We start from the raw sequence: 21,685 nt of genomic DNA on the forward strand, positions 1-21,685 counted from the left end.
GGGTCGCGGCGGGCGGGAGGGGCCTCCCGCGGTGCGCCGGATCAGTGTAGACGGTGGGCGGGAGTGCTCTCACGAGCCGCGCGGAGCGGGCTCAGCGCGGCTCGGAGAGGGTCGACTCGATCAGGTCGACGAGCTGCCCGGAGCCGTCGCGGACTCCCACGCGGGCGGCCCGGCGCGCCATCTCGTCGCGACGGGCGGTGTCGCCCAGGAGCGGTACGAGCTCCCGCTGGACCCAGCCGGGGAGGAAGGCGGCGTCCTCGACGAGGACCGCTCCCCCGGCGTCGACGACGCCGCGCGCGTTGTAGCGCTGCTCGCCGTTGCCGACCGGGTACGGGACGTAGACCGCGGGCAGGCCGAGGGCTGTCAGCTCGCTGACCGTCGCTGCCCCCGCGCGGGAGACGGCCACGTCCGCGGCGGACAGCGCGAGGTCCATCCGGTCGCAGTAGGCGAGGAGGTGGTAGCCGGCCACCCCCGGGTCCGTGATCTCGGCGCGGTCGCCCGTGATGTGGAGGACCTGGAAGCCGGTGGCGACGAGATCCCGGGCGGCGGCGTGCACCGTCGCGTTGATCCGTCGAGCGCCGAGGGAGCCGCCGGTCACCAGGAGGGTCTGCCGGGACGGGTCGAGGCCCAGCGCCGCCATCGCCTCGTCGCGGCGCGCGGCCCGGTCGAGCTCGGCGATCTCGCGGCGCAGCGGCATGCCGACGACCCGCGCGTGCGGCAGGGGCGTGCCCTCGAAGGCCACGCCGACCGAGCGGGTCGCGCGCGCGCCGAGGCGGTTGGCGAGCCCGGGGCGCGCGTTGGCCTCGTGGACGGTGAAGGGGACGCCGGCGCGGCGCGCCGCCAGGTAGGCGGGTGCTGCCGCGTACCCGCCGAAGCCGACCACCGCGTCGATCCGCCGGTCGCGGATCGTCCGGACGATGCCGGCGATGGTCGCACGGAAGGCTCCGGGGAACCGCAGCGCAGCCGCGTTCGGACGGCGCGGGAACGGCAGCCGCGGGATCACCGAGAGCTCGTAGCCGCGGAGGGGGACGAGGCGGGCCTCGAGCCCCTCGGCGGTGCCGAGCACGAGCACTTCGTCGCGCGGGTTCCGCCTGCGGATCTCGTCGGCCGTCGCGAGCAGCGGATTGACGTGGCCGGCGGTGCCGCCGCCGGCGAGCAGGTAGCGGGTCACTCCGCCGCCGCCTTCCTGCGGCGCAGCACGCTCGCGCCGGGCAGGGGCGCGGTCTGGGTGCGGGCGAAGGAGAGGACGACGCCGATGGCGAGGAGCGAGCTGAGCAGGGCGGTGCCTCCGGAGGAGATCAGCGGCAGCGGGACCCCCAGCACCGGGAGCACCCCCAGGACCACGCCGATGTTGACGAACGCCTGGCCGATCAGCCAGACCATGATCGCGCCGGTGCTGATCCGCACGAACGGATCGGAGGACGCGTGGATGACGCGGAAGAAGGCGACCGCGAGGACCACGAACAGCGCCAGGACGACGATCGCTCCGATCAGCCCGAGCTCCTCGCCGATGATGGCGAAGATGTAGTCGTTGTCCGCGGCGGGCAGCCAGGACCACTTGGCCTTGGAGTTGCCGAGGCCCACGCCGAAGATCCCGCCGGAGGCCATCGCCCAGGTGCCGTGCACCGGCTGCCAGCACGAGTTCTGGTACTCCTCGACGTTGGAGCAGTCGCCGAGGAAGGACATGATCCGGGTGAGGCGGTTGTCGCTGGAGACGGCGAACAGCACCGCTCCGATCGCGCCGACCACCACGATCGGCACGAGGACCTTCATCTGGACGTTCGCGTAGAAGAGTGCGGCGAGGACGATGCCCGCCATGATCACGACCGTGCCCAGGTCGCCTCCGATGAGGACCAGTCCGATCGCCGCGCCGCCGACGATCAGGACGGGGATGAGCGCGTCCTTCCAGTCCTTCGGCGACCGGTAGCGGCGGGCGAGCAGGAGCCCCAGCCAGAGGGCGAGCGCGAGCTTGATGATCTCGGAGGGCTGCATGCTGAAGGCGCCGAGGCGGATCCAGTTGCGGTTCCCGCCGACGGATTCGCCGAGCGGTGTGAAGAGCACGAGGCACTGGAGGACGCAGCCGGCGATGAGCAGGATCGGCGTCACGCGCTTCCACACGCCGAGGGGCAGCCGCGAGACCACCAGCATCATCGGGATCCCGAGGAGGGCGAACCCGCCCTGGCGCAGGAAGCCCCCGAAGGAGTCGTCGCTCGACACGTAGGAGGTGACCGACGAGGAGGAGAGCACCATCGTCAGTCCGAACAGCACCAGGAAGAGCGTGGTTCCGAAGAGGAGGTAGAAGTTCGGCGAGTGGGAGGCGAAGACCTTCGAGAGGACGATCCGCGCGGAGCGGGCCCCGCTCCGGTCCTTCCCGCGCGGCTCAGTGCGCGAGCGGCCCGCGGGGCGGCTCGTCGTCGGAGCGGTCATCGGCTCCCCCTCCCAGGTGTGTCGCCACGGCGGCCGCGAAGGAGCGGCCCCGAGCCGCGTAGTCGAGGAACTGGTCCATCGAGGCCGCGGCGGGTGCGAGCAGGACGACGTCCCCCGAGCGGGCGAGCGTCGCGGCCGCCTCGACGGCCGCCTGCATCACCGCACCAGTGTCGTCCGGCACCGCCTCGCTCACGGGGAGGGCGGGCGCGTGTCGTCGGAATGCCGCGAGCAGCGCCGAGCGGTCGGCGCCGATCACCACGGCGCCCCGCAGGCGGCCGACGTGCGCGGCCACGAGGGCGTCCACGTCGACGCCCTTGAGCAGGCCGCCGACGACCCAGACGACCGACGGGTACGCGCGCAGGGAGGCGTCGGCGGCGTGCGGGTTCGTGGCCTTGGAGTCGTTCACCCAGGTCACCCCGTCGTGCTCGGCGACGACCTGGATGCGGTGGGCGTCGAGCTCGAAGGACGCCAGCGCGGTGCGGACGGCCGTGACCTCGATCCCGCACGCTCGGGAGAGCGCTGCCGCGGCGAGCACGTTCTGGACGATGTGCGGAGCGGCGAGGTTCCGAGCGGCGAGCTCGTCCACGGTGGTGATCTCGAGGGCACTGGTGCGGCGGTCCTCGAGGAAGGCGCGGTCGCAAAGGATGCCGTCGACGATCCCGAAGTCGCTCGGGCCGGGCACGCCGAGGCCGAACCCGATCGCCCGGGCGCCCTCCACCACCTCGGCGTCGAGCACCATCTGCTCGGTCGCCGCGTCGGCGCGGTTGTACACGCAGGCGACGCGGGTGCCGGCGTAGACCTTGCCCTTGGCCGCGCGGTAGGCGTCGAACGAACCGTGCCAGTCGAGGTGGTCGTCGGCGATGTTGAGGCACGCGCTCGCGATCGGCTCGATCGCGCCCAGGTAGTGCAGCTGGTAGCTCGAGAGCTCCACGACGAGGACGTCGAAGCCCTGCGGGTCGCGGACCGCGTCGAGCACGGGCACGCCGATGTTGCCGCAGGGGGCGGCGCGGAGGCCGCCGGCCACGAGCATCGTCGCCGTGAGCTGGACGGTCGTGGTCTTCCCGTTGGTGCCGGTGACGGCCACCCAGTCCGCCGGAGTGCCGTCGGCGCGCACGACCTTGTCGCGGACGCGCCAGGCGAGCTCGACGTCGCCCCACACGGGGATCCCGGACTCCGCCGCCCACACGAGGATCGGGTGCGTCGGCCGGAAGCCGGGCGACACCACGACCAGCTCCGGTGCGAACGCGTGCAGCTCCTCCGGAGCGGAGTCGAGGCGGTCGGCCCGGTGCAGGCGGGCGCCGATCACCTCGAGCAGGCGCTCGCGCTCCTCGTCGGCGCGGTCGGCGAGGACCAGCACCTCGGAGCCGAGCTCGGTCAGGGTGTCGGCCACCGAGAACCCGGTGACGCCCAGGCCCAGCACGGCGACGCGCAGGCCGCGCCAGTCCGAGTGCCAGCTGCGGAGGGAGTCGGGACGGGCGGGATCGGTCATGCCAGCGACAGCCATTCCAGGTAGAAGAGCCCGACTCCGGCGGCGACAAAGATGCCGGCGATGATCCAGAACCGGACCACGACGGTGATCTCGGCCCAGCCCTTGAGCTCGAAGTGGTGGTGGAGCGGGCTCATCAGGAAGATGCGCTTGCCCCGGGTCAGCTTGAAGTAGATCCGCTGGAGGATGACCGAGCCGGTCACGATGACGAACAGGCCGCCGATGAGGATGACCAGCAGCTCGGTGCGGGTGAGGATCGCCAGGGCCGCGAGCGCGCCGCCGAGGCCGAGCGAGCCGGTGTCGCCCATGAAGATCTGCGCCGGCGAGGTGTTCCACCAGAGGAAGCCCACCAGGGCACCGGAGACGGCCGCCGCGATGATGGCCAGGTCGAACGGGTCGCTCACCTGGTAGCACTTGTCGACGACCTCGGGGTTGAGGTGCTGGTCGAAGCACCACTGGTTCGACTGCCAGAACCCGATGATGACGTAGGAGCCGATCGCGAGGATCGAGGACCCGGTCGCGAGTCCGTCGAGCCCGTCGGCGACGTTCACGCCGTTCGACGTGCTGGTGACGATGATGCAGATCCACAGCACGAACAGGCCGATGCCGATCCAGCCGAGGGAGGCGAAGTCGAACGGCAGGTCGCGGATGAACGAGATCGAGGTGGACGCGGGGGTGAGCCCGTTGGAGTCGCGGACCATGATCGCGATCACCGCGAAGGCCGCGGCGACGATGACCTGGCCGGCGATCTTCGCCCAGCCGCCGAGGCCGAGGCTGCGCTGGTTGCGGGTCTTCAGGAAGTCGTCGACGAAGCCGACGAGTCCGAGCCCGACCATCATGAAGAGCACCAGCAGGGCCGACGGCGCGATCGCCCGGTTGCCGAACAGCATCCCGAGGAAGTAGCCGACCACGGTGCCGATGATGATGACGATGCCGCCCATCGTCGCCGTGCCGTGCTTGACGTGGTGCGACTTCGGTCCGTCCTCGCGGATGAACTGGCCCCACTGCAGGCGGTGGAAGAGGCGGATGAACAGGGGCGTCATCAGGAGCGTGAAGGCTCCCGAGAACGCGCCGGACAGGAGGAGTGCCCTCATCGGTGACGCTCCCCGAGACGGTCGGCGAGGAAGCGCAGCCCCGCGGAGTTGGACGACTTGACCAGCACGGTGTCGCCGGGTCGCAGGTAGTCCTCGAGGAGGTCGAACGCCTCGTCGGAGGTCTCCGCGAAGACGGACTCGCCGCTCCACGACCCCTCGCGCTCGGCCGCGACGTGGATCCGGCGGGCGCCTCGGCCCACCACCACGATCTGGGAGATGTTGAGGCGCACGGCCAGCAGGCCCACGCGCTCGTGCTCCTCGTCGGCCCACTCGCCGAGCTCGCTCATCTCTCCCAGGACGGCGACGGTGCGCCCCCCGGGCTTCGCGATCTGGGCGAGGGTGCGCAGGGCGGCCGCGGTGGAGTCGGGACTCGCGTTGTACGCGTCGTTGATGATGCGGACGTCCTCGCCGCCCAGGACCTCCATGCGGCCGCGCTCGGCGAGGGTGACGGTCGCGAGAGCCTCGACGATCGCGGGCAGCGCCACTCCGACAGAGAGCGCGGCGGCGGTCGCCGCGAGGGCGTTCATCACGTGGTGCTCGCCGAGGACGCGCAGCAGGAGCTCGGCGCGAGCGGCCTCGCGGCCCTCCCCCGCCGAGACCTCGATGGCGAAGCGGGTGCCGTCGGCGGTCGCGTCGATGTCGACGGCGCGGACGTCCGCGCTCTCGCCGCGGCCGAACCAGAGGACCCGGGCGGCGGTGCGGCCCGCCATCGAGGCGACCCGGCCGTCGTCGGCGTTCAGCACGGCGACGTCGTCGGCGGTGAGGTCGGCGACCATCTCTGTCTTGGCCTCGAGCGTGCGCTCGATCCCGCCGAACTCGCCGGCGTGCGCGAGGCCCACGGCGAGGACGACGCCGACGTCGGGCCTGGCCATCCGGACGAGGCGGCGGATCTCGCCGACCGCGCTCGCGCCCATCTCGGCGACGAGGAAGCGCGTCGACTCGGACACCTGGAGCATCGTGATCGGCGCGCCGACCTCGTTGTTGAAGGATCCGCGCGGAGCGACCGTCTCTCCGACCCGCTCGAGGACGGTGCGGAGGAGGTTCTTGGTCGTCGTCTTGCCGTTCGAGCCGGTGACGCCGATGACGGTGAGCCCGCCCTTCGCGCGGACGAGCCGGACGACCTCGGTCGCCAGCGCTCCGAGCGCCTCGACGGAGTCGTCGACGAGGACCTGCGGCACGTCGAGGTCGAGCGGGCGCTCCACGATGAGCAGCGCGGCACCGCGCTCGAGAGCGGCGGGAGCGAAGAGGTGGCCGTCGGTGTGCTCGCCGCGCTTGGCGACGAAGATCCCGCCGGGCGCGATCTCGCGGGAGTCGGTCTCGGTCGCTCCGTCGATCACGGTGGCGGCCGTGGCGGACGAGCCGGCCAGGTGGAGGCGTCCGGAGACGGCCTCGGCGATCTCGGTGAGGGTGAGGGCGATCATCTACAGCCAGCCCGCCTCGCGCAGCGCGTGACGGACGTCGTCTCTGGCCGAATACGGCATGTGCACTCCTGCGATCTCCTGGTAGTCCTCGTGGCCGGGCCCGGCGTAGAGGATCGAGTCCCCTTCGCGCGCGAGGGCGACGGCGGCGCGCACGGCGGCGCGCGGGTCGGCGATCTCGTGGATCTCCCGGTCGGGCACGGCGGCCCGGGCGCCCTGGAGGAGCGCGGCGCGGATGGCGGCCGGATCCTCCCAGCGCGGGTGGAAGTCGGTGACGACAACGACGTCGGCGAGGCGGGCGGCGATGGCGCCCATGTCGCTCCGCTTGGTCGTGTCGCGGTCCCCGTCCGCCCCGAACACCATGAACAGGCGGCCGGGCGTGATGGTCCGCAGCGCCTCGAGCGCGTTCTGGAACGCGTCGGGGGTGTGGCCGTAGTCGACGTAGACGCGCGGTCCGCGCTCCCCCGAGACGAGCTCGGCGCGGCCCGGGATGTAGACGTCGAGACGACTGTCCTCGAGCGCGTGCGCGACGGCGTCCAGGTCGAAGCCCGACTCCACCAGCATCACGATCGCCAGCGCCGCGTTGGACGCCATGTACCAGCCGATCAGCGAGACGGTGACGACGACGGAGCGGTTCTCGGGCCCCTCCAGGCGGAAGGTGGTGCTGTCGGGCGTCGCGTCCAGCACCGTCATCGACCAGTCGGCGGGCGTCGTCGGGGCGACTCCGACGACCGGAGAGCCGGCGAGCGTCGCGACGGGGATGCGGCTGCGCTCGGCGAGCTCGCGCCCCCAGGCGCTGTCGACCGTGACGACGCCGCGGCGTGCGCGCTCCGGCTCGAAGAGGTCGGCCTTGGCCTCGAAGTACTCGCGCAGATCGGAGTAGTCGTCGAGGTGGTCGTGGCTGAGGTTCGTGAAGCCGACGACGTCGAAGACGAGGCCGTCGATCCGGTGCCGCGTGAGCGCCTGCGCCGACACCTCGATGGAGACCGCGCGGACGGCGGACTCGCGCATCCGAGCGAGCAGGCCGTGCAGCTCGCTCGCCTCGGGAGTGGTCAGCGAGCTGACCACGGCGACGTCGCCGATCCGGCGCTCGGCGGTGGAGCTCAGGCCGGAGACGACTCCTAGCCGGCGCAGCAGCGCGTCGAGGATGTAGACGACGCTCGTCTTGCCGTTGGTCCCCGTCACGCCGAAGAGCGTCGGGACGTCCTCGCGGGTGCGGTGGATCCACGCGGCGACGTCGCCGAGGGCGGCCCGCGGGTCGGGGGTCACCAGCACGGGCAGGCCGCTGTCGGCGGCGAGCTCCGCTCCGGCCGGGTCGGTCAGCACGGCGACGGCTCCGGACGCCGCGGCGGCCGACGCGAAGGCCGCGCCATGGGCACGGCGTCCTGCGACACCGACGTAGAGGTCTCCGGACTCGACCTGGTTCGAGTCCAGCGTGACTCCGCTCACCTCGACGCCCTCGAGGCCGCGGACCGGGCCGAGGGAGAACTCGGCCACGAGCTGCGAGAGGCTCCGCGGCACGGGGTGCTCGGGGCGGAGGGAGGACTGCGGGCGAGGGTCGTGCACTGCCCGCTCTTTCTCTCGTACTGGTGCGTGGATCGTGGTCCCGGCGGGGCTCACCACGTCGTCGGGTACTCGACGGGCGGCACCGTGGACGGCTCCACCCGGTTGGTCTTGAGCACCTGGGTCATGACCTGCTGGAAGACGGGAGCCGTCGCCTGGGACGTGTTCATCTTAACCGGATCGGCGATGGTGACCGTCACGACGTACTCCGGGTCCTCCGCCGGCGCGAGCCCGGCGAGCGAGACGGTGTAGCTCTTCGAGTAGCCGCCCTTGCCGTCGGGCTGCTGCGCGGTACCGGTCTTGGTGGCGATGTTGTAGCCGTCGACGTGGATGTCGTTCGCCAGCCAGCCCTCGTTGTAATGGGTCTGCAGCATGTCGACGACCTGCTTCGCGGCCGAGCTCGACACCACCTGGGTGCCCGTCGCATCGGGGACGTCCACGACGGAGCCGTCGGCCGTGGTGCAGCCGTCGATCAGCTGCGACGGGAGCCGCACTCCGCCGTTGCCGAGCGTCTGGTAGATGCTCGCGACCTGCACCGCGGTCGCCGAGACGCCCTGGCCGAACATCGTCGTGTAGTTCGTCTGGTTGTCCCAGTCCTGGTAGTCGGCGAGCAGGCCGCCCTCCTCGCCGGGGAAGCCGCTCGTGGTGGGCGTGCCGAGACCGAACTTCTGCAGGTAGTCGTAGCGGGTCTGGGCCGACAGGCGGGAGCCGAGCATCGAGATGCCGACGTTCGACGAGTCCTTGAGGATGCCGGTCAGCGTGTAGTTCGTCGGGGTGTGCGCGAAATCGTCGCTGAAGGAGGCGCCGTCCTTCTCGAAGGAGTCCGGGACGACGACCTGCGTCGTCGGGCCCGCCTGGCCCTGGTCGATCAGCATCGCGGCCGTCATCGGCTTGAAGGTCGAGCCCGGCTCGAACGGCGCGCGGAACGCGCGCGAGCTGCGGTCGGCGGAGGCGCTCGCCTCGACGTTGTTGGGGTCGACGGTCGGCGTCTCGGCCACTGCGAGCAGCTTGCCGGTCTTGACCTCCTGCACCACGACGATCCCGTAGCTGCCGCCGACCTCGGCGACGCGCTGCGAGAGGACCTGCTGGGAGTAGTACTGGAGGTCGGAGTCGATGGTGAGCTTCAGCGTCCCGCCGTCGACGGCCGGGGTCTCCGAGACGGTGCTGCCCGGGATCCGGACGTAGTCGGCGCTGCGCTCGTAGCTCTCGGACCCGTTCTGCCCCGCGAGGCAGGTGTTCTCCGCGTACTCCATGCCCTCCTGGGCCGCTCCGTCCGCCCCGACGTAGCCGACGAGGTTGCCGGCCACCGCGCCGTTGGGGTAGCTGCGTCCCTGCTGGGTCTCGAAGTAGGTCCACGGGATGTCGAGCGCGACGAGCTTCTGGTAGGCCTCGAGGTCGAGCCCCTCCGAGAGGATCAGGTAGTTGGCCTTGGCGTCCTTCGCGAGCGCGGCGTCCACCGCTCCGGTGATCTGCTCGACCGACTGCCCGGTGATCGCGCCGATCTCGGAGGCGGCCTGCTGCACGCTGACCATGACCTTCTGGTCCTCGCCCAGCTCGCGCGGGAACTCGGCCACGTTCTTCGGCGAGGTGGTCAGCCGGTAGCGCGTGGTGGTGTCCGCGAGCACCGTCCCGGAGCGGTCCACGATGGGGCCGCGCTGACCGTAGGTGACGACGCTGTTCGACTGGTTCTGGGCGGCCGCATCGGTGAGCTCGTTCGCCCGCACGATCTGGATGTCCACCAGCTTGCCGATGAAGAGTCCGACGACGGCGACGATGATGACGAACGTGACGGCCGTGCGGCGTCTGCTCGAGCGGTGGTGTCTCACTGCGGCGGTGTCCTTCTTGCTCCGGGCGGGCGGGCCGCCGTTCGTCGGGTCCGGATGGTCGTCGTGCGCCCCGCGGGGCGGGTGCCCGCACGGAGGCGGACCGCGACGCCGTGCGTCAGTGCGTGATGGGCGCGGGCAGCTCGCCCTGCAACGGTACGGCCGCACCGTCGACAGCCGGGGAGGACGCGCTCGCGCCGGGCTGGAGAGCCGGGACGAGGGCGTTGGGCACGAGCGGCGCGGAGGCGGTGCCCGCGACTTCGCTCGACGCGGCGGAGGAGGGGTCGCCCAGCACGGCGCCGTCCGAGAGGCGGAGGTAGACCGGCGCGGTGTTGGCGACCATGCCCAGGCCCTGTGCGGCGGTGGCGAGGTTCTGCGGCGAGCTCAGCGTGTCGACGGCGTCCTGCTTCTCCGCGTTGCTGCGGGTGAGCGACTTCTGCTCGGTCTGCAGTGCCGAGATCTGGTAGGCCCCCTGCGAGAGGCCGACGCTCACCAGGAGCTGGACGACGATGATCGCGAAAAGGCCGGCGACGGCGACGATCCCGTAGACGAGCTTCGGGCGCGACTGCGCCTGACCGGCCGGGACGGCCTCGATGCGGGGGCGGGGCGCCTCCTCCTCGGGGCGTGCTCGGCGGGCGGTGTCGATGACGGCGGGGTCGATGACGGCGGTGGCGCTCATGCGGTGCTCCTGATCCTCTCGGCCGCGCGCAGACGCACGGGTGTCGCTCGGGGGTTGCGGGCCTTCTCGTCGTCGGAGGCGAGCTCGGCTCCGCGGATGACGAGTCGGAACTCGGGTCGGTGCTCCGGCAGCTCCATCGGGAGGCCGGCCGGGGCGGTGGAGGAGGACGCGGCCTGGAGCGCGCGCTTGACGATCCGGTCCTCGAGCGACTGGTACGCCTCGACGACGATCCGCCCGCCCTCGTTGATCCGGCCCAGGGCGGCGGGGATCGCCCGCTCGAGGACGGACAGCTCCTGGTTGACCTCGATCCGCAGCGCCTGGAAGACGCGCTTGGCGGGGTGGCCGTTCCGCTGGATCGCGACCGGGGTCGCCGCCTGGATGATCTCGACGAGACGGCCGGAGCGCTCCAGCGGAGCCTCGCGGCGGGCCTCCACGATCTTCTTGGCGTAGCGCGCGGCGAGGCGCTCCTCGCCGTACTCGTGGAAGATGCGGCGCAGGGCGGTCTCGTCGTAGTCGGCGAGGATGCTCGCCGCCGTGAGCGGGGCGGTCGAGTCCATCCGCATGTCCAGCGGCGCGTCCTTGGAGTAGGAGAAGCCGCGCTCGGTCTCGTCGAGCTGGAGCGAGGAGACGCCGAGGTCGAAGAGCGCACCGTCGATCGTGTCGATGCCCAGCTCGTCGAGCACGTCGGGCAGCTCGTCGTAGACGGCGTGCACGAGGTCGATCCTGGAGGCGTGGGCGGAGAGCCGCTCCCCCGCGAGCTGCAGCGCCTCGGGGTCGCGGTCCAGGCCCACGAGGTGCAGGCCGGGGAAGCGCTCGAGCAGCGCGAGCGAGTGCCCGCCCATGCCGAGCGTCGCGTCGACGACGACCGCCCCGTCGCGCTCCAGCGCCGGAGCCAGGAGCTCGACGCAGCGCTCGAGCAGCACCGGGAGGTGCCGCTCCTCGGTCGGGCGCGGAGCGCCCTTCGGAGTGTTCTCTGCCATGGCGGTCCCGCCGTTCCCGTTCCTGTCGTCCGATCCCCATCCACCTCGCGTCCGGACACCGGGGAAGGTGCGTCCGGGCGCCGAGTGGCTGGGAGTCGCGCGACAGGACCTAGAACAGGCCGGGGATCACCTCCTCCTGGGTGTCGGAGAACACGGACTCCTGCTCCTGCAGGTAGGTCTCCCAGGCGCCCTGCGCCCAGATCTCGGCGCGGTTGCCCGCTCCGATGACGGTGAGGTCGCGGTCGAGGCCGGCGTAGGCGCGCAGCGGAGCCGGAAGGGTCACGCGGTTCTGCTTGTCCGGCGTCTCGGCGCTCGCGCCCGAGAGGAACACCCGGAGGAAGTCCCGCGCCTGCTTGCTGGTCACCGGCGCCTGCCGGATCTTCTCGTGCATCACCTCGAACTCGGCCTGGCTGAACACGTACAGGCACCGCTCCTGGCCGCGCGTGACGACGACTCCGGAGGAGAGCTCGTCGCGGAACTTGGCGGGGAGGATCACGCGGCCCTTCTCGTCGAGCTTGGGGGAATAGGTGCCGAGGAACACGGATTGCCCCCCACTTCTTCCGGCCAAGGATGGTGTGTCCTCCACAGTACTCCACTTCCCCCCACTCACAACCCCGGCGCGGCGCTGGGCGCGCCGGAGAGGCCCCGGTCATCCGCGTGTTTCCGCGGAATCGCGACAGTGGGGCGAAGTGGAGGGGGAAGGCCGCGGGAGGGAGCCCGCGGGCACGAAAAAAGGGCCGATCCGTGAGGATCGACCCTGTGGTGGAGCGGGGGGGGCTAGCCGCGCCCGTCTCCGCGGTTGTCCCATCTGTCGTTCAGTCGGTCCATGAAGCCGGACCCCTGGCGGTTGCCCGAGCGGGGCTTCGACGGACGGCCGACGTCGGGCAGGCCGGGCTCGGCGGAGCCGCCGGCGGCCGGGCGCATGGCCACGATCACGCCGCCGAGCATGAAGGCGAACCCGAGGATGCCGACGAGGGGCTGGCGCACGACCACGCCCGCGACGAGCACGGCGAGACCGAGGATGCCGAGCAGGATGCCGAGCACGAGGGCTCGGTAGTTGGTGCCGCCGCGCCCCTTGCCGACCGCCGCCACGAAATCGGCGTCGTTCTGGTAGAGGTTCCGCTCCATCTCATCGAGGAGCCGTTGCTCGTGTTCCGAAAGCGGCATCGTGACCCCTTCAGGGTGCGGCGTCGACCCTTTCGGGGATCGGCACCGGAATAGGCGGCGTCTGGGCTCGACCGGTCGGGCGGCGCTTCAGTGTAGACCGAGCCCGACGCAGGCACCAGGCACCTTCGGTGCATAGGCTGGTCGGGTGAACCACAGCTCCCGACTGGTCGATCGCGTCCAGCTCCGAATCGATGAATTCCTCACCGGGCGCACGCCAATTCTGCGCTCCATAGGAGAGGACGTCTCCGCCCTCGGCGACCTTTCGCGGGACTTTCTCAGCGGGGGCAAGCGGTTCCGCGCGCGCTTCTGCGAGGCGGGCTGGAACGCCGTGTCGAGCACCTCGAGCGAGGCCCATCCGAGCGGCTCCGATCCGATCGCGAGGGTGGGCGCCGGCCTGGAGCTGTTCCACGCCGCCGCCCTCGTCCACGACGACGTGATCGACAACTCCGACACCCGCCGCGGCGCTCCCGCGGCGCACCGGCGCTTCTCCTCCTTCCACGCCGACGGCGGCTGGACCGGCGACCGCGACGAGTTCGGCCGCTCCTCCGCGATCCTCCTCGGCGACCTCCTCCTGGTCTGGTCGGACGAGATCTTCGCCGCGGCGGAGTGGTCGCTCGGGGATCGAGTCGCGGCCGAGCGCGCGCGCGCCGAGTTCAACCTGATGCGCACCGAGGTCACGCTGGGCCAGTACCTCGACATCCTCGAGGAGAGCGCGTGGGTGCAGCACCCCGAGCACGAGCACCTGCAGCGGGCGGAGCGGGTGGTGGTCTACAAGAGCGCGAAGTACAGCATCGAGGCGCCTCTGGTGATCGGCGGCTCCCTCGCCGGCGGCGACGACGCTCAGCTGGACGCCCTGCGCCGCTTCGGGCTCCCGGTCGGGATCGCCTTCCAGCTGCGCGACGACGTCCTCGGAGTCTTCGGCGACCCGGCGGTGACGGGAAAGCCGGCCGGCGACGATCTGCGGGAGGGCAAGCGCACCGTGCTGCTCGGCCTCGCCCGCGGCGCGTGCTCGCCGGGCGAGCGGGCCGAGCTCGACGCGGTCGTGGGCCGGAGCGACGCCGACGCGGCGTCCATCGCGCGGGCGCAGGAGATCATCGCGGGCAGCGGCGCCCTCGAGCGGCTCGAGGATCGCATCGACCAGGAGGTGGCCGCGGCGATCGCGGTCCTCCCCGACGCGCCGCTCCGCACGGAGGGCGTGGCGGAGCTGCGCGAGCTGGCCGCCCAGGTCACGGTCCGCACCTCCTAGGAGCGGACGGGCGGGATCAGGCCAGGGCCTGGGCGACCCGCCGGACCTCGGCCTTGCGGCCGGCGCGGAGGGCGACGATCGGGCTCGTGCCCAGGCTCTCCTCGACCGTCAGCATCCAGTCGACCGCCTCGTCGTCGGTGAAGCCGGAGTCGGCGAGCAGGATCGCGGTGCCGCGGATCTCGCTCATCGGCTCCCCGTCGCGGAGGAAGAGGGCGGGGACCTTCAGCACGCCGTCGCGGCGGGTGCCGAGCAGGTGGCGCTCCTCGAGGAGGCGGCGGACCCGGCCGGCGCCGAGCCCGGTCAGCTCCACGAGGTCGGGGACGGTCAGCCACTCGAGCTCGGAATCGGTCGAGGTGGCGGGGGAAGCGGACGAGTCGGTCACGCGTCAAGACTGCCACGAGCCCGGAGGGCCGCCAACTGCGGGCGCCCCGGAGAAGGAGTCGGGCCCGTCCTGCGCCGCCCGGGCGTCGCTCACCGGTTCCCCCGGGGGTCTTGCCTAGACTCGTCGCGTGACCACCAGCCAGCTCGACCCTCTCCTCGGCCGTCTCGTCGACGGCCGGTACGAGGTGCGCTCGAGGATCGCCCGCGGCGGCATGGCGACGGTCTACCTCGCGCACGACCAGCGCCTCGAGCGCCGCGTGGCGATGAAGGTCATGCACGGCCACCTCTCCGACGACGCGACGTTCAAGAACCGCTTCGTCCAGGAGGCGCGCTCCGCCGCCCGTCTCGCCCACCCGAACGTGGTCAGCGTCTTCGACCAGGGCCAGGACTCGGACATGGCCTACCTGGTGATGGAGTACCTCCCCGGGATCACCCTGCGCGACCTGCTCAAGGAGCGCGGCCGGCTGACCGCCCAGCAGGTCGTCGACATCATGCACTCCGTGCTCTCGGGTCTCGCCGCCGCGCACCGCGCCGGGATCCTCCACCGCGACCTCAAGCCCGAGAACGTGCTCCTCGCCGACGACGGCCGGATCAAGATCGGCGACTTCGGCCTCGCGCGCGCCGCCTCCGCCAACACCGCCTCCGGTCAGGCCCTCCTCGGCACGATCGCCTACCTCTCCCCCGAGCTGGTCACGCGGGGCACCGCCGACACCCGCAGCGACATCTACGCCATCGGGATCATGATCTACGAGATGCTCACCGGAGAGCAGCCCTTCACGGGCGAGCAGCCGATGCAGATCGCGTACCAGCACGCGAACGACTCCGTCCCGTACCCCAGCGCGACGGTCGCCTCCGTCCCCACCTCGCTCGACGAGCTCGTCCTCTGGGCGACCGAGCGCGACCCGGACATGCGGCCCCGCGACGCCGGTGTCATGCTCGCGCAGCTGCTCGAGGCCGAGCGGCTCATGGGCATCACACCGAGCGACCGCCGCGGCAACACGCAGGCGGTCACCCCGCTCCCGGCGCCCGTCGCCGATCCGGCGCCCGCGACGGCCGTCTTCGATACGGCGGAGCCCGGGCAGACCTCGGTCTTCGACCCGGCGCCGGCCCCCGGAGCGGTGCTCGTGGTCGACGAGGACGACGACACCGTCGCCCGGCTCGCGAGCAGGCGCCGCGTCCGACGGCGCCGCGGCGTCCTGCTCACGGTGGTCGTCCTCCTCCTGGCGCTCATCGGCGGCGGGACGGCCTGGTGGTTCGGCGAGGGACCCGGCGCGATCGTGTCGATCCCGGACGTCGTCAGCCAGTCGCAGCAGGACGCGACGGCCCAGCTGCAGGCGCAGGGCTTCGAGGTGCAGCCGCAGGAGACGCCCGACCTCACCGTGCCCGCGGGGACGGTGGTGAGCTCCGATCCGCCCGGCGGGCAGGGGGTGCACAAGGGCTCCGTCATCACGCTGACCGTCTCGAGCGGGCCGCGCCAGCTGCCGGTCCCGTCGCTCGCCGGCCTCTCGGAGGCCGACGCTGCCGCCGCGGTGACGGGCGGCTCCTTCACCGTCGGCGACGTCTCGAAGATCTTCGACGCCGACGTCGACGTGGGTGTGGTCGTCTCCGCCTCACTGCCTGACGGATCGGCGCTGCCCGAGACGATGTCCGAGACCAGCACCATCGCGATGGTGGTGAGCCTCGGACCGATCCCGAACGTCGTCGGCCTCTCGATCGACGACGCGACGGCGAAGGCGGAGGCGGCCGGTCTCGCCCTCGACCGCAGCGGCGAGGACTGGAGCGACACCGTGGCCGCGGGCGTCGTCCTCACGCAGGCGAACCCCGAGGCGCCCGCCGTGACCGGCGACACCGTCTCGGTCGTCGTGTCGAAGGGGCCCGAGCCCGTCGCCGTGCCGAACGTCGTGGGGATGAACCGCGACGAGGCGAAGGCGGCCCTCGAGGCGGCGGACCTGTCGTGGAGCTACTCCCTGACGACGCTCGGCCCGCTGATCGACGCGGCGCCGAACGAGCTGACCAAGGTCACGAACCAGTCCAACAAGGCCGGCGATCTCGTGCAGCGCGGCACGACGATCCAGCTGTCGATCACCATCACGACCTGACGCCGCCGGTCGAGCCCCTCGGCGGGGACTCGACCGGCGGTCGGGGTCGGGATCAGATCGCGCGGCCCCGGAGCTCCTCCGCCACGAGGAACGCGAGCTCGAGCGACTGCATGTGGTTGAGGCGCGGGTCGCAGACCGACTCGTACCGGGTGGCGAGCGTCGCCTCGTCGATGTGCTCCGAGCCGCCGAGGCACTCGGTGACGTCGTCGCCCGTGAGCTCGACGTGGATGCCGCCCGGGTGCGTCCCCGCGGCGCGGTGCGCCTCGAAGAAGCCCTTGACCTCGTCGACCACGTCGTCGAAGCGACGGGTCTTGTAGCCGGTCGGCGTCGTCAGCCCGTTGCCGTGCATCGGATCGGTCACCCACAGCGGCAGGGCGTCGCTCCGCTTGACGGCCTCGAGCAGCGGCGGGAGGGCGTCGCGGATCCTCCCGGCACCCATGCGGGTGATGAAGGTGAGGCGACCGGGCTCCCGCTCGGGGTCGAGCTTGTCGATCAGCTCGAGCATCGTCTCGGGCGTGGTCGACGGGCCGAGCTTCACGCCGATCGGGTTGCGCACCCGCGACAGGAAGTCGACGTGCGCGCCCTCGAGCTCGCGGGTGCGCTCGCCGATCCAGATGAAGTGGCTGGAGGTGTTGTACGGCGTGCCGGTCCGCGAGTCGATGCGCGTCATGGGGCGCTCGTAGTCCATCAGCAGGCCCTCGTGGCCGGTGTAGAACTCGGTGCGCTTCATGCCCTCGAAGTCGGCCCCGCACGCCACCATGAACTTGACCGCGCGGTCGATCTCGCGGGCCAGCTGCTCGTAGCGCTGGTTCTGCGGGTTCTCGGTGAAGCCCTTGTTCCAGTAGTGGACGAGGCGCAGGTCGGCGAATCCGCCCTGCGTGAAGGCGCGGATGAGGTTCAGCGTCGAGGCGGCGGTGTGGTAGCCCTGCACGATGCGGCGCGGGTCCGCGGCGCGGGACTCCGGGGTGAAGTCGTAGCCGTTGACGATGTCGCCGCGGTAGGCGGGCAGGGTCACGTCGCCGCGGGTCTCTAGGTCGCTCGAGCGCGGCTTCGCGAACTGGCCGGCCATCCGGCCCATCTTGATGACGGGCATGCTCGCGCCGTAGGTCAGGACGACGGCCATCTGCAGCACGGTCTTGACGCGGTTCCGGATCTGCTCGGCGGTCGCTCCGGCGAAGGTCTCGGCGCAGTCGCCGCCCTGCAGGAGGAACGCCTCGCCGCGGGCCGCGGCTCCGAGACGCTCGCGCAGCTGGTCCACCTCGCCGGCGAACACCAGCGGAGGGAGCGCGGCCACCTCGGCGGACGCCGCTCGCACGGCCTCCGCATCGGGCCACTGCGGCTGCTGCTTGATCTCGAGCTCGCGCCAATAGTCCAGGCCGGCGACCACGGAGGGGGCGGCGAGGACGTACGGTTCGTTCGGATCGATGACCACGAGGGTGTTCCCGGTTCTGACGGGCGCCAGCGGCGCGCGGAGGGCCGCCGTCCGGACGGACGGCAGCGGTTGACGAGCTTATCGCCTGGCAGGGCGCTCGGCCGGGAGGGGGCCCCGGCGTCGAGCGCGCGCTCAGCGGGTGAGGGCCGCGCGCTTCTCCTTGACCGAGGTCGCGTAGACGTCGAGGTACTCCTGGCCGCTCAGGGCGAGGAGCTCGTACATGATCTCGTCGGTGATCGAGCGGAGGATGAACCGGTCGCCCTCCATGCCCTCGAAGCGGCTGAAGTCGAGCGGCTCCCCGAAGACGATGCCGATGCGGCCCAGCTTCGGCAGGCGCTTCCCGATGGGCATGATGCGCGCGGTGTCGATCATGGCGACCGGGATGACGGGCACGCGGGCCTCGAGGACCATGCGCGCGACACCGGTGCGGCCGCGGTACATGCGGCCGTCGGGGCTGCGCGTGCCCTCGGGATAGATGCCCAGGGCGTGGCCGCCCGCGAGGACGCGGAGGCCCGTGTTGAGCGAGGCCTCCGACGCCTTGCCACCGGAGCGGTCGATGGGCAGCATCCCCGTGGCGGTGAAGAACGTCCGCGTCGCCCAGCCCTTGAGGCCCTTGCCGGTGAAGTAGTCGCTCTTGGCGAGGAAGACCATGTTCCGCTCGATCACCAGCGGGAGGATCACGGAGTCGATGAAGGAGAGGTGGTTGCTCGCGAGGATCACGCCGCCGTTCTGCGGCACCTTGTCGGCACCGACCACCCACGGCCGGAAGATCGTCTTCAGGAGCGGGCCCGCGACGATGTGCTTCATGAACCAGTAGAACATCGGGCTCCTCGGCGGTGCGGCGGATCGGGTGCGGCGGGTGCCGCTAGAGGGAGCTCGCGTGCAGGCGCGCCAGGTCGGCGGCCCCCACGACTCCGGCGTCGTTGACGAGCTCCGCGATGCGGAACTCGGGCTCGGGGTGGTAGCCCCGGGCGGGGAGGTTGTCGAGGTAGGCCTGGCGGATGGGGTCCAGCAGGAGGTCGCCCGCCTGCGCCACTCCGCCGCCGATGACGAACATCTGCGGGTCGAGGACGGCGCTCAGGCTGGCCGCCGCCTCGCCCAGCCAGTGGCCGAGCTGTCGCAGCGCCGCGAGGGCGCCGAGGTCGCCGGCGGTGATCAGCTCGGAGATGAGGTGGCCGTTCAGCTCGCCGCCGTTGCGGGCGCGGGCGTCGGCGATGCCCTGGCCGATTCCGCCCGCGTCGGCCAGTTCGCCGGCGAAGCGCTGGAGCGCGCGGCCCGAGCCGTACTGCTCGATGCAGCCGCGGGCGCCGCAGCCGCAGGGCAGGCCTCCGGGGACGACGCGCATGTGCCCGATCTCGGCCGCGGCGCCGAAGCCGCCGCGCAGGAGCCGGTCGTTGATGACGATCGCGCCACCCACTCCGGTGCCGATGGTGAGCATCAGCATGTCGCTGACGAGGCGGCCCGAGCCGTAGCGGAACTCGGCCCAGCCGGCGGCGTTCGCATCGTTCTCGATGATGATCGGCAGGTCGATGCGGGCCGAGAGCTTCTCGCGGAAGGGCTCGTTGCGCCAGTTGATGTTCGGGGCGTAGTAGACGATCGACTGCGAGGCGTCGATGAAGCCGGCGGCGGCGACTCCGACCGCGGAGACGTCTCCCGGGAGCAGGCCGGAGCGCAGATGCTCGACCATCTCGACCACGACGTCGACGATCAGCTCGGGGTGCCCGGCAGGAGTGGGCCGACGGTCCTCGCGGAGGATCCCCCCGAACTCGTCGACCAGGGCTCCGGCGATCTTCGTGCCGCCGATGTCGATCCCGATCGCGTGCACGCGAACCGCCTTCCCGTCGCCACCGGCGCGGCAGCGTCGGCGGGCCGCCCTGAGCGGCGGCCAGGACGAGTGTAGTGACCGCGAGCGCTCCGATGCGGCTCAGCGGCGAGACCCGGCGACGCGTGTCGGCCCTCCTCGCGGAGCCACCCCTGGATCGTTACCCTGAACGGATCCACAGCTTGCGCCGCGCCGGTAGGGTGGAGACGACGTTCATTCTGGTACCGAAGGAGTTGCCGTGGACCAGTTCGATTCCCCCCTGGTGGTTCCGGCCGATCCCCAGGCCAACACGACCGCCCTCCTGCTGGACCGCGTCCGCGAGACGCCCGATCGCCCGCTCTTCGCGCTGCCCGACGGCGACGGCTGGCGCGATGTGACGGCGCAGGAGTTCCTCGACCAGGTCACGGCCCTCGCGAAGGGCTTCGTCGCCGCCGGCCTCGAGCCGGGCGAGAAGGTCGGACTGATCTGCAAGACGCGCTACGAGTGGACGCTGATCGATTTCGCCGTCTGGTTCGCCGGCGGGGTCCTCGTCCCGGTGTACGAGACCTCCTCCCCCGCGCAGGTGCAGTGGAACCTCGCCGACTCCGGCGCGCACGCCGTGATCGTCGAGACCCCCGAGCACTTCGCCCGCTTCGACGAGATCCGCGCCGACCTTCCCGAGGTCCGCCTCGCCTGGCAGATCGGGCTGGGCGATCTGGACAAGCTCGTCGCGCGCGGCGTCGACGTGCCGGACGCCGAGATCGAGCGCCGCCGCTCGCTGGCGACCGGCACCGACATCGCGACCATCATCTACACCTCCGGCTCCACCGGCCGCCCCAAGGGCTGCATCATCCGGCACTCGAACTTCGTCGAGCTCAGCCGCAACTCGGCGGTCGCGCTGACGGAGCTGATCCACCAGCCCGGCGCGTCAACGCTGCTGTTCATCACCACCGCGCACGTGTTCGCCCGCTTCATCGCGATCCTCTGCGTGCACGGCGGGGTGAAGGTGGGGCACCAGGCCGACACCAGGCAGCTGCTCCCCTCGCTCGCGTCCTTCAAGCCGACGTTCCTCCTGGCCGTGCCGCGCGTGTTCGAGAAGGTCTACAACTCCGCCGAGCAGAAGGCCGAGGCCGGGGGGAAGGGGAAGATCTTCCGCCGCGCGGCCGACGTCGCCGTCGCCCACTCGATGGCGCTCGAGGCGGGCTCGGTGCCGCTCGCGCTGAAGCTGCAGTTCCTCCTCTTCGACCGGCTCGTGTACTCGAAGCTGCGCACCGCCATGGGCGGGAACGTCCGCTTCGCCGTGTCCGGCTCGGCGCCGCTGGGGGACCGGCTCGGGCACTTCTTCCACAGCCTCGGCATCAAGATCCTCGAGGGCTACGGCCTCACGGAGACGACGGCGCCCGCCACCGTCAACCGCACCGAGCGGTTCAAGATCGGCTCGGTGGGCCCGGCGATGCCCGGGGTCTCGATCCGGATCGCGGGCGACGGCGAGATCCAGGTGCGCGGCATCGACGTCTTCGGCGGCTACTGGAACAACGAGGCGGCGACGGCCGAGTCGTTCGACGGCGAGTGGTTCCGCACGGGCGACCTCGGAACCCTGGACCAGGACGGGTACCTGCGCGTCACCGGGCGGAAGAAGGAGATCATCGTCACCGCCGGCGGCAAGAACGTCGCTCCGGCGGCGCTGGAGGATCCGATCCGCGCGAACCCGCTGGTCGGCCAGGTCGTCGTCGTCGGCGATCAGCGCCCGTTCATCGCCGCTCTGGTCACGCTCGACTCCGAGATGCTGCCGACGTGGCTCGCCAACAACGGGCAGGACAAGGGCCTCTCACTCGAGGACGCGGCCGTGAACCCGGTCGTTCTGGCCGAGGTGCAGCGGGCCGTCGATGCGGCGAACGAGCGCGTGTCCCGTGCAGAGTCGATCCGGAAGTTCGTGATCCTCCCGACCGAGTTCACGGAGGCGAGCGGTCACCTGACTCCGAAGATGAGCATCAAGCGCAACGTCATCCTCGCCGACTTCGCCGACACCATCGCCGCCGTCTACTCCGCCGCCCCCGCCACCGAGGGCATCTCCCTCCGCTGACCCCGC

18 protein-coding genes are annotated in these 21,685 nt (G+C 71.7%); 3 read left to right on the plus strand and 15 right to left on the minus strand.

Annotated features, from left to right (window positions below; genetic code table 11):
* Positions 1-91 precede the first annotated feature (91 nt).
* The 11 genes from murG to C5C46_RS01355 all read right to left on the minus strand — a co-directional run bounded on the left by murG (position 92) and on the right by C5C46_RS01355 (position 12,637).
* Complete coding sequence (gene murG / locus C5C46_RS01305) at positions 92-1,171, minus strand: undecaprenyldiphospho-muramoylpentapeptide beta-N-acetylglucosaminyltransferase (RefSeq protein ID WP_104225369.1); 1,080 nt, start codon at positions 1,169-1,171, stop codon at positions 92-94.
* Positions 1,168-2,427, minus strand: coding sequence for a putative lipid II flippase FtsW (gene ftsW / locus C5C46_RS01310; RefSeq protein ID WP_104225370.1), 1,260 nt, complete (start codon positions 2,425-2,427; stop codon positions 1,168-1,170). Before ftsW ends, murG begins: the two co-directional genes overlap by 4 nt.
* Entirely contained in the window at positions 2,381-3,916 is a 1,536-nt protein-coding gene (murD, locus tag C5C46_RS01315; RefSeq protein WP_104225371.1) for a UDP-N-acetylmuramoyl-L-alanine--D-glutamate ligase, read from the minus strand. Before murD ends, ftsW begins: the two co-directional genes overlap by 47 nt.
* On the minus strand, positions 3,913-5,007 hold the full coding sequence (gene mraY, locus C5C46_RS01320; RefSeq protein ID WP_104222591.1) for a phospho-N-acetylmuramoyl-pentapeptide-transferase: 1,095 nt from the start codon (positions 5,005-5,007) through the stop codon (positions 3,913-3,915). The genes murD and mraY overlap by 4 nt, the downstream gene beginning before the upstream one ends.
* Positions 5,004-6,428 (minus strand): UDP-N-acetylmuramoyl-tripeptide--D-alanyl-D-alanine ligase, encoded by a 1,425-nt coding sequence (murF, locus tag C5C46_RS01325; RefSeq protein ID WP_104225372.1) that lies wholly within the window; start codon positions 6,426-6,428, stop codon positions 5,004-5,006. Before murF ends, mraY begins: the two co-directional genes overlap by 4 nt.
* Positions 6,429-7,991 carry a Mur ligase family protein gene (locus tag C5C46_RS01330; RefSeq protein WP_104225373.1) on the minus strand — a complete coding sequence of 521 codons (1,563 nt, stop codon included), beginning with the start codon at positions 7,989-7,991 and terminating at the stop codon, positions 6,429-6,431.
* Between the two features lie 50 nt (positions 7,992-8,041).
* Positions 8,042-9,814 carry a penicillin-binding protein 2 gene (locus C5C46_RS01335; protein WP_244229623.1) on the minus strand — a complete coding sequence of 591 codons (1,773 nt, stop codon included), beginning with the start codon at positions 9,812-9,814 and terminating at the stop codon, positions 8,042-8,044.
* Between the two features lie 115 nt (positions 9,815-9,929).
* The gene (locus C5C46_RS01340) at positions 9,930-10,490 is read right to left on the minus strand and encodes a hypothetical protein (RefSeq protein WP_104222588.1); all 561 of its coding nucleotides are present in this window, start codon (positions 10,488-10,490) and stop codon (positions 9,930-9,932) included.
* Complete coding sequence (gene rsmH / locus C5C46_RS01345; protein WP_104225374.1) at positions 10,487-11,470, minus strand: 16S rRNA (cytosine(1402)-N(4))-methyltransferase RsmH; 984 nt, start codon at positions 11,468-11,470, stop codon at positions 10,487-10,489. The genes C5C46_RS01340 and rsmH overlap by 4 nt, the downstream gene beginning before the upstream one ends.
* Positions 11,471-11,579: 109 nt before the next feature.
* A complete protein-coding gene (gene mraZ / locus C5C46_RS01350; protein ID WP_104222586.1) occupies positions 11,580-12,011 on the minus strand; it encodes a division/cell wall cluster transcriptional repressor MraZ in 432 nt (143 codons plus the stop codon).
* A gap of 236 nt (positions 12,012-12,247) precedes the next feature.
* Positions 12,248-12,637 carry a DUF3040 domain-containing protein gene (locus tag C5C46_RS01355; protein WP_104222585.1) on the minus strand — a complete coding sequence of 130 codons (390 nt, stop codon included), beginning with the start codon at positions 12,635-12,637 and terminating at the stop codon, positions 12,248-12,250.
* 145 nt (positions 12,638-12,782) lie between these two features.
* Between C5C46_RS01355 and C5C46_RS01360 the strand changes: the two genes are divergently transcribed.
* Positions 12,783-13,883 (plus strand): polyprenyl synthetase family protein, encoded by a 1,101-nt coding sequence (locus tag C5C46_RS01360; RefSeq protein ID WP_104225375.1) that lies wholly within the window; start codon positions 12,783-12,785, stop codon positions 13,881-13,883.
* A gap of 16 nt (positions 13,884-13,899) precedes the next feature.
* Here the strand turns inward: C5C46_RS01360 and C5C46_RS01365 are convergent, their stop codons facing one another.
* The gene (locus C5C46_RS01365; protein ID WP_104222583.1) at positions 13,900-14,265 is read right to left on the minus strand and encodes an Rv2175c family DNA-binding protein; all 366 of its coding nucleotides are present in this window, start codon (positions 14,263-14,265) and stop codon (positions 13,900-13,902) included.
* Positions 14,266-14,392: 127 nt separating this feature from the next.
* Here C5C46_RS01365 and pknB point away from each other — a divergent pair, with 127 nt between their 5' ends.
* On the plus strand, positions 14,393-16,363 hold the full coding sequence (pknB, locus tag C5C46_RS01370) for a Stk1 family PASTA domain-containing Ser/Thr kinase (RefSeq protein WP_104225376.1): 1,971 nt from the start codon (positions 14,393-14,395) through the stop codon (positions 16,361-16,363).
* A 52-nt stretch (positions 16,364-16,415) separates the two neighbouring features.
* On the opposite strand, the gene C5C46_RS01375 is transcribed toward pknB, so the two are convergent.
* From C5C46_RS01375 to C5C46_RS01385, 3 genes are all read right to left on the minus strand, one after another.
* A complete protein-coding gene (locus C5C46_RS01375; protein WP_104225447.1) occupies positions 16,416-17,750 on the minus strand; it encodes a class II 3-deoxy-7-phosphoheptulonate synthase in 1,335 nt (444 codons plus the stop codon).
* Positions 17,751-17,927: 177 nt separating this feature from the next.
* Positions 17,928-18,617: a 1-acyl-sn-glycerol-3-phosphate acyltransferase gene (locus C5C46_RS01380; RefSeq protein WP_104222581.1), complete on the minus strand. Its 690-nt coding sequence runs from the start codon at positions 18,615-18,617 to the stop codon at positions 17,928-17,930.
* A gap of 43 nt (positions 18,618-18,660) precedes the next feature.
* Entirely contained in the window at positions 18,661-19,620 is a 960-nt protein-coding gene (locus tag C5C46_RS01385) for an ROK family glucokinase (RefSeq protein WP_104222580.1), read from the minus strand.
* 235 nt (positions 19,621-19,855) lie between these two features.
* On the opposite strand from C5C46_RS01385, the gene C5C46_RS01390 reads away from it, so the two are divergent.
* Positions 19,856-21,679: a long-chain fatty acid--CoA ligase gene (locus C5C46_RS01390; RefSeq protein WP_104225377.1), complete on the plus strand. Its 1,824-nt coding sequence runs from the start codon at positions 19,856-19,858 to the stop codon at positions 21,677-21,679.
* Positions 21,680-21,685: the final 6 nt, after the last annotated feature.

It is taken from the genome of Rathayibacter sp. AY1E6 (assembly GCF_002931115.1).
Taxonomy (GTDB): domain Bacteria; phylum Actinomycetota; class Actinomycetes; order Actinomycetales; family Microbacteriaceae; genus Rathayibacter.

Bases quoted from the DNA above. Each gene is read 5' to 3' on its own strand.
- ftsW (WP_104225370.1), bottom strand. From the start codon at position 2,427: ATGACCGCTCCGACGACGAGCCGCCCCGCGGGCCGCTCGCGCACTGAG.
- murD (WP_104225371.1), bottom strand. From the start codon at position 3,916: ATGACCGATCCCGCCCGTCCCGACTCCCTCCGCAGCTGGCACTCGGAC.
- mraY (WP_104222591.1), bottom strand. From the start codon at position 5,007: ATGAGGGCACTCCTCCTGTCCGGCGCGTTCTCGGGAGCCTTCACGCTC.
- murF (WP_104225372.1), bottom strand. From the start codon at position 6,428: ATGATCGCCCTCACCCTCACCGAGATCGCCGAGGCCGTCTCCGGACGC.
- C5C46_RS01340 (WP_104222588.1), bottom strand. From the start codon at position 10,490: ATGAGCGCCACCGCCGTCATCGACCCCGCCGTCATCGACACCGCCCGC.
- rsmH (WP_104225374.1), bottom strand. From the start codon at position 11,470: ATGGCAGAGAACACTCCGAAGGGCGCTCCGCGCCCGACCGAGGAGCGG.
- C5C46_RS01355 (WP_104222585.1), bottom strand. From the start codon at position 12,637: ATGCCGCTTTCGGAACACGAGCAACGGCTCCTCGATGAGATGGAGCGG.
- C5C46_RS01380 (WP_104222581.1), bottom strand. From the start codon at position 18,617: ATGTTCTACTGGTTCATGAAGCACATCGTCGCGGGCCCGCTCCTGAAG.